We start from the raw sequence: 16,630 nt of genomic DNA on the forward strand, positions 1-16,630 counted from the left end.
GATGCGGCGTTTTTTGAATAATACACGACACACTATCAAATATTAGACAGTGTTAACTCAGTCAATGCCGTCTCAACTAAATCCTTACGCCAGCCCGTCAATAACAAGGGCAAGTCCCCTGTTTTACCGTCCCATAGCCACTGTAAATATCCATGAATATACCGCTTAGAACCCAATAATTCGATAGGAACATCTTGCTCCTCGGATAGGCTAACCAGACAGCTCTTTATCGTTTTAAATGAGGTTTTGTAACCCGTTTTTAAGGCGATAACATCGATTTCCTTCGGCGGATTGTCAACATCAGCGGTTTTCAACAGGGCTAACAGATCCTTACCATGAATACGCTTCTCCTGCTCGGTGAGCTCGATCATCTTATAAAGATCTTGGCTCGTCTTTGGCTGTTTCTTGGCTAAACCGATCAAGGCATGATCTTTAACCACAAACCCCACAGCTAAGTCACGTTCGATCGCTTTCTTTAAGCGCCATTGAGCCAGCACCTTGAGGTAGGCTAGCTGTCTAGGGCTCAATTGGAAGGCATTCTTCACCCTGAGGTAGGCTTGCTCCAGATCTGGCGGTGTCAATCGGCCTAAGGTCATCCGCTCTCCCTCCTCAAATACCCAGGCTAAACGCCCCTGCTCTTGTAACTTTTCGAGTAACTGAGGATAAAGATTATAAAGATAATACACGTCATTAGCTGCATAGTTGAGCTGAGCTTCACTCAAGGGGCGCTTCATCCAATCGGTGCGCGATTCGCCCTTATCTAAGCTAATATCTAAGGTTTGCTCAACCAACTTGCCATAACCCAGTCCATGGCCGAAGCCACAAAGCGCTGCGGCGATCTGGCTATCGAACAGATTCGAGGGCTGACAATTACCGTTACGGGCAAAGACCTCGAGGTCTTCACTGCATGAATGAAGCACAGTGGTAATGCCAGGCGCGGTCAGTAAACTCCAAAACTCAGATAAATTATTAACAGCAACTGGGTCTATCAGAGCTAACGTTTTGCCATCATAGGCCTGTATTAAACCTAGACGAGCATAATAGGTACGGGTACGTACAAACTCAGTATCCAATACCAATAGATCACTTTGTCGATATTGCGATACGAGTGCCGTTAAGCTCGCATCGTCCTCTATGTATTCAAACGCTAACAAGGTCTTCTCCCAAGATTGTATCGTTAAAAAGCCGGCATATAGCCGGCTTAGAAAGGAAAGGTGTCAATGACAAGATTAGGCTGACTTAACCTCATCCCTTAACTCTCTACGTAAGATTTTACCTACGTTGGTTTTCGGTAGCTCATCTCTGAATTCTACCAGCTTAGGCACTTTATATCCCGTTAAATGCTGACGGCAATGGTCGATGATATCCCGTTCGCTTAAAGATTTATCATTTGGCACCACAAACACCTTCACAGTTTCACCTGAAATGTCATTAGGTACCCCCACTGCAGCCACTTCAATCACACCTGAATGCATGGCGACAACTTCTTCGACTTCGTTGGGAAATACATTAAAGCCAGATACAAGAATCATGTCTTTCTTACGATCGACAATAAAGAAGTAGCCTTGCTCATCCATATAGCCGATGTCACCGGTGGCCAGATAGCCTTGCTCATCGATGACTTTGGCAGTTTCTTCTGGACGCTGCCAATAGCCCAACATGATTTGTGGTCCCTTAGCAAAGAGCTCTCCGGTCTCACCTTGTACCAAGATCTTACCGTCATCATCACGAACCTGGATATCGGTCATAGCAACGGGAAAACCAATGGCGCCGTTATAACCTTCAAGGTTATAGGGGCAGCAGGTCACCAAAGGCGAAGCTTCGGTTAACCCATACCCTTCCAACAACTTAGTCTTAGTTATCCCCTGCCATTTATCAGCGACGGCGCGTTGTACGGCCATGCCACCACCAATTGACAGCTTCAGGTTTGAAAAATCCAGCTTCTTAAACTCGTCAGAGTTAACCAGGGCATTAAATAAGGTGTTAACACCGGTAATGGCTGTATAGGGATGTTTCTTCAACTCACCGATAAAAGCGGGCAGATCTCTGGGGTTGGTGATCAGTAGATTGTTCGCCCCTTTATGCATAAACAGCAGACAGTTCACGGTTAACGCAAAAATATGATAAAGCGGCAGAGCAGTGACCACAAATTCTTTACCATCGTTGAGCATAGGTGAATAAGCAGCATTGGCCTGAAGTAAGTTACTGACCACATTACCATGGGTCAACATGGCGCCTTTAGACACGCCAGTTGTGCCACCTGTGTATTGTAGGAAAGCCAGATCGTCTTTAACCAGCTTAGGTTTTACATACTGTAAGCGACGCCCCTTGCTCAAGGATTTTCTCATGGAAATCGCGTGAGGGAGATTGAATTTCGGCACCATCTTCTTGATATACTTGACAACAAAGTTCACTAAGGTGCGTTTAGGAGCACTGAGAAGATCGCCGAGCCCAGTTAAAATCACACTCTCTACTGGTGTCTGTTCGACAACTTTTTCCAAGGTATGAGCGAAGTTCGATACAACGACAATGGCCTTAGCCCCCGAGTCGTTCAGCTGATGTTTCAATTCTCTCGGTGTGTAGAGGGGATTAACATTGACCACCACCATGCCGGCACGTAACACCCCAAATAAAGCAATGGGGTATTGCAATAGGTTTGGCATCATGATTGCGACTCTATCGCCCTTCTCTAGTTTAAGTTCGTTCTGAAGGTAAGCGGCGAAAGCACGGCTTCGCTCTTCCAGTTTACGATAAGTTAACGTCGCCCCCATGTTGACGAAAGCAGGTTGATCGGCAAATTTCGATACTGAGGTCTCAAACATATCGACAAGTGAAGCATACTGCTCAACGTCAATCTCAGCGGGTACATCATCCGGTAAATTATTAATCCAAATCTGTTCCACAAATCTCTCCTAAATCTCCACATCCAGTGGATATAAACCTATTGGCCTATAAATAGCTTGCTGTCCAGCAGGCAAAAATCACTGATTTTAATTATTTTTCTAAGTAACGCTTAATTCATACAGTCGTTTTAATTTTGATCATCATCACATAAATAGAGTAAAAAACCTAGCCCCTTTTTTTCTTATCTTATTTTCGTCATTTCGACATAAAAAGATCAATCGACTGAGCCACAGCCAATGCATTGCCCATATGCAAGTGATGGTCTCCTGCCAATTTCACCCAGGAGAGTCGATTGAACCATAACTCAGCTTTAGGCAATAATGAGTTTATCTGCTCATAACCAGCATCTGCAGTAATTAATAACGTCTCTACATCGTGATCTGTCATCAAGGCATCGACTTGTTCAAACGTTAACCTCAATGGTGAATCTAATTTTAGCCGAGGATCGCTACGCCAACTCACACCTATGTCATGTTGTTGCATATTTCGATCAACAAGCAGTCTACACCAGGCCTTATCGAGCCCAGTTAAACGGGATCTTGCCTTAACAGCGACCTCAATTGAATCATAAACAGTGGGTAAAGCAGCACGCTTCTTTACCCACTGAAGGTGACTGGCAAAACTGTTTCTTAATCTTTGATTATTTTTAGAGGCAGATTCAAATAATGGACTCACCGCTTCCATTAACACTAACTTAGGCACTCTATCTGGAAAAGCAGCGGTATACGCAGCGGCGACGATACCACCCAATGAATGTCCCACTAATCCGGCTAGGACTTGTTGCCCACTGAGCCTGTCGATTAACAGTTCAAGATCATACAAGTAATCAATCCAATGTAGTGGATAAGCGCCAGGTCTATGTTCAGAGTGCCCATGACCTGGCCAGTCTATCGCTAATATTTGATAATCCTGTAAATGCTCAGCCAGGGGCTCAAAACTATTGGCATTATCCAGCCAACCGTGAAGTGCCAACAACAAGGGCTTATCTGTGCTCCCCCAACGTCGACCAGACAGACGTATATGAGGTAATTGAAATTCGACCTCATTTTCCTCAACACTCGAGTGCCACATAAATTGATATCCTTTCAGTAACTCAGTGAGTATCGTCAGCCATAACCTATTATTCGGCAGCCCCCTTAATCACAAGATTCGAAATAGCTTGGCTATTGCGCAAACCATTGTGAGTTTACATAGGTTGCGTTAAGTATGCGATATAGAAGAGATACAACACTAGCAGGTAATTGTGGCAATCCAGCCCCATTTCGGGGGGCGTGAGATTGCCACAAATGATCTAAGATGTCAGTCGATTATTGCTTATTCTTGCTAAATTTTAACGTCATGCGATCGCTCTCACCAATAGCCAGATACTTTTCTTTATCTAAATCATCTAACGCCAGTCTTGGCGGCAAGCTCCATACGCCTTTTGGATAATTCTTCGTGTCTTTGGTATTGGCATTTATCTCTGACTTAGCAATGAGTGTAAAACCTACCTTTTCGGCTAACGCTATGACTTCAGCCTCGTCCATATAGCCTGTTTTTGCATCCATACCAGGATTGGCTCTATGCTCAACCACACCAAATGTGCCACCGGGTTTAAGGACTTTAAAGGCAGATTCAAACACAGGTTGTAAGTGCCCTTTCATTGCCCAGTTATGCAAGTTTCTGAAAGTCAGTACCGTATCCACGCTATTCTCATCACCCAATGAATAAAACTTTGGCGGTTCAAACGTCACCGTAGTCGCCTGGCCTAAGGTGCTGCTATTGTCTTTGAGCCAAGCTTCAAACTTCTTACCCGACTTAACACGATAGCCTTGCTTCTTTTTCTCATCTACAGGCTTAGTATTAAAGTTACCTGCCACATATTGCCCCTCAGCAGCCAGATAGGGGGCGAGTATTTCAGCATACCAACCTCCTCCAGGCCAAAGTTCAATGACAGTATCAGTGGGTTTTATCTCAAAAAACTTAAGTGTTTCGACCGGATGGCGATAATTGTCGCGGCTAACATTCTTCTCTTGTCTGAAATCACTGCTCACGACTTGCTGTAATGATGTAGCTTCATGTCCTGTAGAGTGTGCACTGGCTCCGGTGCTGACAACCGCAGTCAAGACTACACTGGCCAAAAGCGTTATATTTTTCATTTTTGCTTCCTTGTAGATAAAAATTCGATATCCAAGCTAGCAGCAGACACGTCAAAAACCAAGTAGGTTTACGTCAAGTTCTACGAGTTGCGGCTTGAAAATGGTGAGAAAATGTTACAGGAGCAGATCTAGGGAAGACATTATCTGTTTAGACGCTTTTCGATGCAGCCCGATCCACCCGTCGCCAGCATAGGAAAATCATCGCGGCGCTGATAGCCAGCCACAGAAATACCCATATCCAGGCAGGGATCCAAGTGGCACCGGCCAACATGGCGGCATCACCTTTTCCATTAAGGCCAAGCAAAACAGTGGGACTGGCCAGAGCATTTAACATTATCATTAACGCCATGATCCTAAGACCACTACCCATAAAGCGGTTTTTATTTAATTTCAGTGGCAACAGGAAGAGTACGGCTAAACACGCTAAAATCCCAATAGTCAAAAGATCCCGCCCCCACAACAAGGTTGTCAATACGACCGCGCCGCCCAGTAGCGCGAAACTCACCCTTATCCCCTTAGGCCAAGTGGCAAGAATAAAGATTAAATACCCCCACAGCGCTGCACCGAAATAACCGCTGAAACCTATGGCAACTGGCCAGCCGCCTTGGCTGAAGCACAAGCCGGCACCATTAGGAAATAACTGAATATGGCTCACTGCACCACCGGTCAACAACGTCGCCAGACCATGGGACAATTCATGAAAATAGCTTTCGAGCCATTTAAAAGGGACACTAATAAAAGGTAAGCGTGTGATGAGTAAAGCGGTTAAGAGTTCGACTAAGAATCGCCCTCGGCTCGGCGCACCAGTATGCGGCACACTTGTCTGTGTCTCAAGGGTACTCGACTGATTAAGCATAGGTATCTATCCCAACCATCTGCTGAATAGCTTCTCTCTCAGCCGCATGTTGATTGGTCAGGTATTGAGCAACGGCACCTTCACTGGTTTGGGTCTGTTGTTCATATTGCAGTTTGGCACCTAAACGAGAAGCCAAGGGGTCTGGTATCGGAGATTGAATATCGACAGCCATCGCTTGCTTACTCGATGACTCATCTGAGTCGTTCTCTCTCACCTCCTCTCTTTGGGCTAAACCTTGAACCTTGTCAGACTGCTGGACGCGAGAAGAGCTCTCGACTCGATTGCCAGTGTTCAGTTTTATGGCATCTAGAGATGCCGGCGCGATACTAGATGCCCCGGACTTGAGTACGTTAGAATGATTGGTTTGGATCTGCATTATATCGACTCCTTTCCTTGGCTACGCGCCGTAACTATTACCACCAGCTAATGACCCATAATCTTAAGCTTATCTTATATCGCGATAGGCCTTATTCACGTCCCGGTAATTTTTTCCAAGTTACCGTATCACGAACATATACAGGGGCAAGTTCATCGACAGAGGTCGATAGTCCTTGAGTATAACCCTGTTTTGCCAGCGCTAACATAGATTTAGCATCGGGAAACTTAATGTTATCGGCAAGCACTATCTCATCTGATAGCTGGAGTAGTTGAGGATAGGTCTCAAATCCGGTACCAGTAGCAAGGATAGCACCTTGAGTATCCGGCGCTAAGGTCACTGCATCCGGGGCTATCACCACCTCAGAGCTAACAGGCTCCGCAATACCTTTGTTAACCACAAACTGGCCCCAATAAACTTCCCCCATTCTAGCGTCAATAGCGGCAATGATCTGCTCGCCACCTTGATCGTCATATACGGCTTGAGCCATGGTCTGCAGGCTAGATAAACCAATAACAGGGATATCCTGTCCTAAGGCCAAGCCTTGGGTCATGCTGGTACAGATCCGGATCCCGGTGAAACTACCCGGTCCTCGGCCATAGGCAATAAGCTCCACATCGGCGATCTTGATATTAGCTTGAGATAAGACACTATCTATCATAGGCAATATACGCTGGCTGTGTTCACGTGGCACAATCGCTAATTCATGATATGTCTTGCCGTCGACCACAAGGGACGCCGAGCAAGACTCGGTGCAGGTGTCTAATGAGAGTATGGTGAGCTCATCGGAGGTTTTCTGTATATCTGTCATCTTCTACCACAAACAAAAAGGCTAAAGTCACGCCTCGACGAACCAAGAAGCTCAGCAAGACGGCGTAAAAATTAACATTATAACCTATGTGTTATTCACTTGTCGGCGGCTAAAACCTAAATTACACAGTTAAAAAATGATTGAGTGGCTATAAAACAAGCGAATGCGCTCAATAACCATTACTTTAAGAAATTGATTAACCAGCGGGTCACTAACTTATCGTCGACGGCCATTGTCAGTGAGTCTATGCCAGCTTCGATGCATTGCAAGGGGATACGTTTCCGCCTAGCCTGCATAAGGTCATACGAATAGGTTTTACTGAATTCCGGATGGCCCTGTATCCCAAGAAAATGCTCATTAATCTGTATCATATAAAAGGGACAAAACTCACTCGATGCTAAGATCTGCGAGCCCTCTGGTAATTGCATCACTTGCTCCTGATGACTCACCACCAGTGATATATTGTCTTTATCTTGCTCCATCCAATGCTGTTGTCGCTGAACCTTAGAGGTGTTGACACCGACTCCCCACCCTTTCGGTGACAGCTCCACCACCCCACCTAAGGCCTTAGCTATCATCTGATGACCGAAACATATCCCAATCAACTTTTTCTTAGACTGATGTAATGTTAGGACAAAATCCTCGAGATCTTTGATCCACTCATGAACATCATTTACCCCGAAACGACTACCGGTAGTGATATAACCATCACATTCATGGATGGACTTAGGGTATTCCCCTTCTATTACGCGATACACATTAAACTGAATATCTTCCTCTATCGCCTCAAACAACTGAGTAAACATCTGAGGATAATTGCCATGCCTCACCTGCAGCTCTTCAGTCACATCATCACACTGCAAAATTCCGATTATCATTTTATTCCCCCAGTAAGCGCATATCACACAACCGACTAAAATAACTTAATACAGCTGACCTTTGACCGCGTCACTGAATAAAATTGAATATTGCGCAGGCGTTAACTTTACTGGATTTCCTGCTGCTGCGGCATCCCGTGCGGCCATCTCACCCACCAGCACAACATCATCCAGATTAATGCCTATTTCACTCAAGCTATGAGGTATAGACAATGCTTGTCTAAACTCGAGTACCCAAGAGAGAAAACTCTCAAAACTAGGGTCATTTAACCCTAGATAACTGGCAAGTCTAGTAATACGAGTCTCAATCTCGGCTCTGTTTCTTAATAACACATAAGGCATCAAGATTGCGTTTAATAAACCATGGTGCTTGTTGTACAAGGCGCCGAGGGAGTGTGCAATCGCATGCATTCCACCCAGCCCGCGCTGAAAACTGGTGGCGCCCATGCTAGATGCGACCAGCATCTGAGTACGCGCCTGAATATCTTCACCATTGGCTACGGCTCTCGGTAAAAAGTCTTTGATTAACCTGATTGCCTCAATGGCAATGCCCTCCGCCATGGGGTGATAAAAAGGGGCACAATAAGCTTCCAGATTATGAGATAAGGCGTCTATCCCCGTGGCAGCGGTAATATGGGGCGGTAAACCTATTGTCAGCCTAGGGTCGAGCAAGACTTTGCCAGGCAACATATTGGGATGAAAGATAATGCGCTTCACATGACGTTCTCCGTCCGTGTCGGTGATCACCGAAGCCCGACCTACTTCTGAGCCAGTACCAGCAGTAGTGGGCACAGCCACTACGGGTAACATGGAATTCGCATCAATGTGGGTCCAGTTATCGCCTACATCTTCAGCCTGCCATAAGGTAATTGTTTGTTTAGCCATCAAGGCAATCGCTTTGGCCGCATCTAGGCTCGAACCGCCACCCAGTGCCACCACGCCGTCAAATCTGCCACTGTTGAGCACATCGATCCCACTGCGAATATTATCTCCCGTCGGATTAGCCTGAATATTGCAAAATATGTTGATATCTAGGCCTGCACCGACACAAACATCGAGGATTTCTTGCACCATGGGCAGCTTGGCTAGCCCGGGATCGGTCACCAGTAAGACATTGGTCATCTTAAGCTCGAGGCAACGTATGGCAATCTGCTTGATACAGCCCTCGCCCACTGTGATGTCTGTGGGGAAATTCCAATTAGCTTCTAATAACATAGATGACTTCCTTCAATGTTTATTGTATTAAACTCATATGCTCAACAGAGCTGAACTTGCCCTAGAAATCCCCACTAAGGGTGTTTGATATGAAATGACTTAGGTCGAGTCAACTGCTCGAATCCGAGCTGTGATAAGGTGCAACCTCGGCCCGATAGCTTGACACCAGTCCAGGCCAATGCAGGGTCTAAGTAATCACATCTATTCAAAAAGAAGGTGCCAGTCTCGACTTGCTCACCTAGCGCAATGCCCTTGGTAATGTCACGAGTAAAAATACTCGCCGTTAAGCCAAAGTCACTGTCATTCATCAAATTCAGTGCTTCATTGTCATCTGCGACACTCATGATCCCCACCACAGGGCCGAAAGACTCTTCTGTCATCACCCGCATCTGATGATCCACATTAGTTAAAATTTGCGGTGCCAAATAAGCCGTCCCAGTTCGACTCAATTCAAACAAAGATTCATCGATCTGAGCAACGGCGCCTTGGGCCAAGGCTTCCGCTATTTGGCCACGCACGAAATCGGCTGCCTCTCGTCTCACTAACGGCCCTAAGGTCACATCAGGATCATCGGCGCGCCCTAATGTGTACTGCTTCGTTAAAGCCACAGCCTTAGTGACAAACTCCTGATACACACTGTGGTGAACATAGATGCGCTCTATACCGCAGCAAGACTGACCTGAGTTAAAGAAAGCCCCATCAACTAGGGTCTCCACCGCATTATCAACATCAGCGTCTTGGCGCACATAGGCGGGATCTTTACCTCCGAGCTCGAGTCCCACGCCGATAAAACGCCCCTGAGCGGCCTTTTCTACCATTTCACCGCCAAATACTGAGCCGGTGAAGGCCACATAACTGATCCTGCTATCCTTGATAAGGTTTGCCGTCTGTTGGTGATCCATATGAAGATACTGAAATACGCCTTCGGGGAGCCCAGCTTGCTCAAACGCCTGAAACAAACGCTCGGCGCACGCTGGGGTCTGAGCCGAATGCTTTAAGATCACACAATTACCTGCCAGTAGCGCAGGAATGATGGCGTTGATGGCGGTGAGATAAGGGTAATTCCAAGGGGCAATCACCAACACAACACCTAATGCTTCGCGCTTGATATAACGGGTAAATCCCACCTTTTCTTCACATTCGATATCAGCCAGAGCCTGTTCACACACCTTAATCATGTACTCGCTGCGCTCTGCGACGCCGGCGAGCTCACCGGCGCCGTACCGAACCGGACGACCCATCATCCAGCTCAGCTCTTGGGCAATCTCCTTTCTATGGCTGACTAAAATATCGATAGCCGCCTGGCAGAACATTTTGCGTTTGGCCAGCGGGGTCGACTTCCATCCTATATCTTCGCCTTTAAACGCCTGACTTGCCCGTTCCACACAGGAAAAGACCTCTTCCTCATCAGCCAAGTGTCGAGTCAAATAGACACTTTCATCTATGGGTGAAATGGTCTGTTGAACCTTAATCTTACTGATTTCATCTGATAACTTTGCTTGCTGCGACATATTCATTGAGTACAGGACTCCCATTTAAAAGTACACAAAAATGCTTAACACCACTGACTTAACTCATTAGCCAATCAAGATTAAATGTCTGAGCGACTAGATGATCTCAAAATACCTCTCCATCTCCCAATCGCTAACATGCCTCCTGAATTCTCGTTCCTCCCACTCACGGCTAATGGCAAAGTGCTCGACAAACTGCTCCCCGAAACACTCTTTTGCCGCCTGTGATTGTTTAAATCGCTGCGCGGCATCCCATAGGGTACCGGGCAATGCGAGGGCGGCATCATGCTCCTGTTCATAGGCATTACCTTTGACTTGAGCTTGAGGTTCGAGTTGATGCTCTATGCCGTATAAGCCACTGGCCAGCGCGGCGGCTAAAGCAAGATATGGATTAGCGTCAGCGGCGCCCAATCGATATTCAATTCGCTGAGACTTAGCGCTGCCAGGGATCACTCTCAGTGCAGTGGTGCGATTTTCGACGCCCCAGGTGGCATCGGTCGGCGCCCAAAACCCGGGAACCATACGTGAATAACTGTTGATAGTTGGGGCTATCATGCACAGAAACTCCGGCATCAACTGCTGTTGTCCGGCGAGGAAGTTACGCTGCAGCTTGCTCATGTTGTGGGGCTGACTGGGATCGAAAAATGCCGACTGACCATTTTTATCCTGCAGTGAAAGATGAATATGACCGCTCTGCCCCGGATAATCACCTGACCATTTCGCCATAAAAGTGGCCATCAAGCCCCTTTTCTGTGCTAATACCTTCATAAAGGTCTTAAATAGCGCGCCTTTATCGGCTGCCGCCTCAACGCCATCAACAGCAATAGCGGCCTCAATAACCCCCGGCCCCGTCTCTGAATGTATACCTTCTATGGGAAAATCCATAGTTTCCCCCATCTCTAGAATCGCCTCATACAAGTCAGAATGCACCGAGTTACGGATCATCGAATAACCAAACCAATCCGGTGTCACGGTTTCTAAATTACGAAAGTTTTTCTCACGAATTGAATGAGGAGTCTCATTGAAGAGAAAAAACTCATATTCAAGCGCTCCGAACGCCTTAAGGCCCATTTTGTCAGCCTTTTCAATCACCCGTCTCAGTGCACCACGGGGACAAACAGCTTCTGCCTCCTCGGCAAACTCGGCGATAAACAGCAACATGCCTGGCTCATCGACCACATCACGACAGGTGTGGGGCAAGATCCTCACTGGCGCATCAGGATAGCCAGTGTGCCAGCCGGTGTATTTCGCATTATCATAAAGCTGATCTTTCATATCCCAGCCAAGCACCACATCACAAAACGCGAAGCCTTTCTCTAATGAAGCGAAGAACTTAGACTTGGACATATATTTGCCCCGCATCACACCATCATTATCAAACACACCAACTTTGACATGACTCAAGCTACGCGCTTCGACAATAGCCATAGCATCGGCAACATTCTTTACTTCTCTTGCTTGCATTCCCGTATTCATCGTCATGTTCCCTTTCATTAATGGCTCACTTACCGACACCAACATGTCCCTAAGCTAACGAGCCGATAAAACTGACTTACGCTTAATGACTACTCCCCTGCTGATAACTTAATATTAGTCATAAAAACAAGGGGCTGCTGTCACTACTCTTTGGACTTAATTCAGCTCAGATTCCGCAGATGCGATCATATCGAACTCTTCCTCGGGAGCCGAAGCCACCAGTCTGTGTCGGCTATAGAGCACAAAATAAGTCACCATGATTAAATAGAATAATGCCGACCAGGCTGCGGCTTGCAAACTGACAATAAAGGTCGAAGCCAAAGCGACTAAAGAAAGCACTAGAGCAATCCCTGAAGTAAAAATGCCACCGGGCGTTCTGTAAGGACGCTCGAGTTCAGGCTCTTTCTTACGCAGAATAATATGAGACAGGCTCATCATGGCATAGGAGATAGTGGCGCCAAATACCGCCATTGTGATCATCAAGTCCCCCTCTCCGGATAAGGACAGCAAGAAACCTAAGATACCTGGCACAATTAAGGCCCACACAGGCACTTTCCGCTGGCCAGATAATGATAAGAAACGGGGAATATAACCGGCGCGGGAGAGTGCAAATACCTGACGGGAATAGGCATAGATTATCGAGAAGAAGCTGGCGATCAGGCCAAACAAACCGACTAAATTGACAAATTTAGCCGCAACAGAATCTGCGCCATAAACAGACTGCAGTGCCCCCACCAAAGGTGCCCCATGTGCCTTCATGGCATCGGCACCTGCCCCGCCGGGCACCAGTAGCAGCACCACGGCAGCAAATACGATTAAGACCAGCATGGAAGCTATGATACCTCTTGGCATGTCTTTCGATGGATTAGTGGCCTCCTCCGCTGCTAATGGCACGCCTTCCACCGCGAGGAACAACCACATAGCAAATGGCAGAGCCGCCCAAATCCCCATATAGCCTTCAGGCAGAAAACGACTCGAGCCAGCAACATCTGGATTAGCCGCAATATCGAACAAGTTATCCACGGAGAAATGCGGGATCATACCGAAAGCAAAGACGCCAATGGCGATAACCGCCAACAAGGTTATCCCCATCATGATCCGTAATGCTTGCGTCGCTCCCCACAGGTGCAGCCCAACAAAAGTCAGATAGAAGGCACCATAGACTATGGGGCCATCGATACCTATGAGTTCATTGACATAACTGCCGATAAACACAGCAATAGCAGCCGGGGCAATGGCGTATTCGAGTAAGATTGCGGTACCAGTTAAGAAACCTCCCCAGGGACCCATGGCTCGGCGAGCAAAACTGTATCCACCTCCCGCCGTGGGTAGAGAAGAGGACATCTCAGCCAGACTCAATACCAGACAGATGTACATCAAGCCCATCACCAAAGTCGCGATAAACATGCCACCAAAACCACCTAGGGCTAAGCCAAAATTCCAACCGGCAAAATCACCTGAAATCACATAGGAGACCCCTAAACTGGCAAGCAGTATCCAGCCAGCTACACCTTGTTTTAACTGTCTCTTACTCATGTATTCATCGGAAACGGCTTGATACTCGATGCTGCTACTCTTTGTACTAGTTACAGCCTGTTGCTTTGATTCTTGTGACATGACACTTCCCTTTATCTTGGTTTGCGAAACGGCCCGATAAATGCGTTAAAAACTCATGGTAAAATAGCGCTTCATCGAACCTAATGGCCTCCTGCCAAATGAACAACAACAATCATTTGTGCTAACACTCTAGTATTAAAATTTTTAATACTAGAGTGTTTATCCCACTAAAATTTTATCTATTGCACTCTACAATATCAGTAACTTTACTCGCCTACAGTGATCGCCGACATTAGCCAGGGCAGATCTTTTTCAAATTCCGGCAAGAAGCTCTGCCTCATAATCTCACAACTGTCTTTAGCCATTTGTTGGGGAAGATCGCCTAATTCATGTCGACGACACACTAAGGTTAATTGGCGATGCAAAGGGGATGTTATCGGCAGAGGCAGGCATTTTAATCGCTCAAGTCCTATCCCACTCTGATACAGACACAGAGGGGTGGTGATGGTCCAACCTATGCCCGCTGCCACCATAGACAGAACCGCAAAGGTATTATCCAACTGTATACGCATACTTGGCTCTATGGCGAGACGCTTCAGGTAATGTTCGATACAGATCCCAATAAGGGAATCTTGGGTATAGCGAACAAAATCAAGTTCTTTCTCAAGCTGCTTTACTTCCTTTAACGAAAGGTGTTCACCCGCACATAGGTGAAAATGTGCAGGCACCACCAGCACAAATGGCTCTGAAAGAATGGGATATCGGCAAATATCATCATTATCTTCGAGGGCATCATCTGAGATAATGATATCGAGTTGCCGGGACATCAAGGCATCGGCATGCATGTTTGAGCGACCCGTCGTTAATGTCCAGTTCTCAGTACGTCGCTTCACCACCTCTATTAAAGGTTTCCCCAGAGCGGTTGCCAAAGAGTCCACCAAGGCGATGCGCACCAGATGTAACTGCTCGAAGCAGCCTTGGGCTATGACTCTTTGAGTCCGCTCAGCTTGAGATAAGAGGTGAGAGGATTGATCGAAAAAATATCTGCCAGCAATAGTCAGGCCTATTGGACGTACATTGCGATCCAGCAGCTTCACATTCACACCCTTCTCGAGCACCGACAAGGTCTGTGATACTGAAGATTGAGTCAAGCCCAGACGCTTCGCCGTCTCTGTCATGTTGCCGGTTTGCGCCGTCATGACGAACACCTGCAAGGCTTTTAAATCGAAGTCAAATGTTCGCACTCATACCTGATGATCTGCTGGGATTAATAAAAAACATGCCATGAAACTCATCTATTTAGTAGCTTTATTACTCAAAAATTGTAAATTAATATCCTTATATCTAGACTTGCTGAAATTATCCTTAAGATCAATTCAGTATAAACAACCAATAAAAAACAAAACTACAGAATTAATGACCATGACTTACGATCTGATATACGACAACATACCCAAGTAGTGGATCAGTATTTATTAAATTAGCATTTTGAACAAAAGACCATTCTGTAAAAATACCAAACTATCGATAGCAAAGTTAACAGTGCAGTAATTAAGGAACGCGTAATGAAGTCATCATGTCCAAAAATTGTCATTGTGGGTGGTGGAGCCGGGGGATTAGAGCTTGCGACTCAGTTGGGTCACAAGCTCGGGAAAAAGAATACCGCGCAGATAGTGCTTGTCGATAAAAACCGAACTCATATCTGGAAGCCTCTGCTTCATGAAGTCGCCACAGGATCCCTCGATTCAGATCTCGATGGCGTGGTTTACTCTGCCCATGCGGCGAAACATGGCTATCAGTTCCAACTCGGGACTTTTTGCGATCTCGACGCCGATAAGCAGTTTATTAAAGTCGCCCCAATCACAGATGATACTGGTAAGGTGCTGTTACCCGAGCGCCAAATCCAATATGACAAATTAGTCATCGCCGTTGGTAGCGTCAGTAATGACTTCAATACTCCCGGCGTGAGAGAGCATTGCTTCTTCCTCGACTCTCATCAGCAGGCCAATCGGTTTCACCACGCCCTACTAGACAGCTTCACTCGAGTACATCAATCTGAGTCTATCAATGAGCTTAATATCGCCATCGTCGGAGGTGGAGCAACTGGAGTGGAGCTTTCGGCCGAGCTATACCATGTAACCGATCTACTGAAAATCTATGGTCTGAGTAAGATGACCAAAGAGAAACTCAATATTCATTTGATTGAAGCCGGGCCCCGCATCCTTCCCGCACTCCCCGAACGCATAGCCACTTCGGCAAGGCGCGAGTTGAGCAAGCTTGGGGTTAATGTGATGGAAAACACCCGTATAAGTGAAGCAACATCTTCAGGTTTCGTCACTGCCGAGGGTGAATTGATCGAAGCCAACTTGATGCTGTGGGCTGCCGGGGTCAAGGCCCCTGATTTTATTAAAGATATCGAACTATTTGAATTAAACCGAGCTAATCAGATCATGGTAAAGGCAAACTTACTTAGTACCACCAATGATGATATCTATGTAATTGGTGATTGCTGTGCTTGCCAACAGGCCGATGGCAGTTTTGTGCCACCCAGAGCACAATCGGCTCACCAGATGGCTCAATGTGTCGAGAAAAATATTCTCCATGAACTTAAGGACGAGACACTAGAATCATATGTCTATGTAGATCATGGCTCCCTAGTTAACCTGTCCCGTTTTAGCACAGTCGGTAGCCTGATGGGGAATCTAACCAAGAACAGTATGTTTATCGAAGGTAAAATTGCCCGCCTAGTGTATATCTCTCTTTACCGTATGCATCAAAAAGCCATACATGGGACGTTTAAAACCTTCGCGCTCTGGTTAGCCGAGAAGTTGATGCGAGTCGTCAGGCCGCGAATGAAGCTGCACTAAGTAATTCGTTATAAATAGTACATGCCCTCAGTGACAATATG

At 46.5% G+C, this 16,630-nt stretch carries 14 protein-coding genes; 1 reads left to right on the top strand and 13 read right to left on the bottom strand.

What is annotated here, in order from left to right:
• Positions 1 to 35: 35 nt before the first annotated feature.
• The 13 genes from rnd to sps_RS06410 form a co-directional block, all read right to left on the bottom strand.
• On the bottom strand, positions 36 to 1,154 hold the full coding sequence (rnd, locus tag sps_RS06350) for a ribonuclease D (protein ID WP_077751769.1): 1,119 nt from the start codon (positions 1,152 to 1,154) through the stop codon (positions 36 to 38).
• A 75-nt stretch (positions 1,155 to 1,229) separates the two neighbouring features.
• Positions 1,230 to 2,903 carry a long-chain-fatty-acid--CoA ligase FadD gene (fadD, locus tag sps_RS06355; protein ID WP_077751770.1) on the bottom strand — a complete coding sequence of 558 codons (1,674 nt, stop codon included), beginning with the start codon at positions 2,901 to 2,903 and terminating at the stop codon, positions 1,230 to 1,232.
• A gap of 196 nt (positions 2,904 to 3,099) precedes the next feature.
• The gene (locus tag sps_RS06360; RefSeq protein ID WP_077751771.1) at positions 3,100 to 3,975 is read right to left on the bottom strand and encodes an alpha/beta fold hydrolase; all 876 of its coding nucleotides are present in this window, start codon (positions 3,973 to 3,975) and stop codon (positions 3,100 to 3,102) included.
• Between the two features lie 236 nt (positions 3,976 to 4,211).
• Positions 4,212 to 5,042, bottom strand: coding sequence for a class I SAM-dependent methyltransferase (locus sps_RS06365; RefSeq protein WP_077751772.1), 831 nt, complete (start codon positions 5,040 to 5,042; stop codon positions 4,212 to 4,214).
• Between the two features lie 148 nt (positions 5,043 to 5,190).
• Positions 5,191 to 5,898 (bottom strand): M50 family metallopeptidase, encoded by a 708-nt coding sequence (locus sps_RS06370; protein WP_077751773.1) that lies wholly within the window; start codon positions 5,896 to 5,898, stop codon positions 5,191 to 5,193.
• Complete coding sequence (locus sps_RS06375) at positions 5,891 to 6,274, bottom strand: hypothetical protein (RefSeq protein WP_077751774.1); 384 nt, start codon at positions 6,272 to 6,274, stop codon at positions 5,891 to 5,893. Before sps_RS06375 ends, sps_RS06370 begins: the two co-directional genes overlap by 8 nt.
• 91 nt (positions 6,275 to 6,365) lie before the next feature.
• On the bottom strand, positions 6,366 to 7,085 hold the full coding sequence (gene tsaB, locus sps_RS06380; protein WP_077751775.1) for a tRNA (adenosine(37)-N6)-threonylcarbamoyltransferase complex dimerization subunit type 1 TsaB: 720 nt from the start codon (positions 7,083 to 7,085) through the stop codon (positions 6,366 to 6,368).
• Between the two features lie 179 nt (positions 7,086 to 7,264).
• Positions 7,265 to 7,963 carry a glutamine amidotransferase-related protein gene (locus tag sps_RS06385; protein WP_077751776.1) on the bottom strand — a complete coding sequence of 233 codons (699 nt, stop codon included), beginning with the start codon at positions 7,961 to 7,963 and terminating at the stop codon, positions 7,265 to 7,267.
• Positions 7,964 to 8,008: 45 nt separating this feature from the next.
• Positions 8,009 to 9,178, bottom strand: a complete 1,170-nt coding sequence (locus sps_RS06390) for an iron-containing alcohol dehydrogenase (RefSeq protein ID WP_077751777.1) — start codon at positions 9,176 to 9,178, stop codon at positions 8,009 to 8,011.
• A 74-nt stretch (positions 9,179 to 9,252) separates the two neighbouring features.
• A complete protein-coding gene (locus sps_RS06395; protein ID WP_237158006.1) occupies positions 9,253 to 10,695 on the bottom strand; it encodes an aldehyde dehydrogenase family protein in 1,443 nt (480 codons plus the stop codon).
• A 90-nt stretch (positions 10,696 to 10,785) separates the two neighbouring features.
• Positions 10,786 to 12,153, bottom strand: a complete 1,368-nt coding sequence (locus sps_RS06400) for a glutamine synthetase family protein (protein WP_077755571.1) — start codon at positions 12,151 to 12,153, stop codon at positions 10,786 to 10,788.
• Positions 12,154 to 12,321: 168 nt separating this feature from the next.
• Positions 12,322 to 13,782, bottom strand: coding sequence for an ethanolamine permease (eat, locus tag sps_RS06405; RefSeq protein WP_077751778.1), 1,461 nt, complete (start codon positions 13,780 to 13,782; stop codon positions 12,322 to 12,324).
• A 206-nt stretch (positions 13,783 to 13,988) separates the two neighbouring features.
• Positions 13,989 to 14,966 carry a LysR family transcriptional regulator gene (locus sps_RS06410; protein WP_077751779.1) on the bottom strand — a complete coding sequence of 326 codons (978 nt, stop codon included), beginning with the start codon at positions 14,964 to 14,966 and terminating at the stop codon, positions 13,989 to 13,991.
• A gap of 321 nt (positions 14,967 to 15,287) precedes the next feature.
• Between sps_RS06410 and sps_RS06415 the strand changes: the two genes are divergently transcribed.
• A complete protein-coding gene (locus sps_RS06415; RefSeq protein ID WP_077751780.1) occupies positions 15,288 to 16,589 on the top strand; it encodes an NAD(P)/FAD-dependent oxidoreductase in 1,302 nt (433 codons plus the stop codon).
• Positions 16,590 to 16,630: the final 41 nt, after the last annotated feature.

Source organism: Shewanella psychrophila (assembly GCF_002005305.1).
In the GTDB taxonomy this organism is placed as follows: Bacteria; Pseudomonadota; Gammaproteobacteria; order Enterobacterales; family Shewanellaceae; genus Shewanella; species Shewanella psychrophila.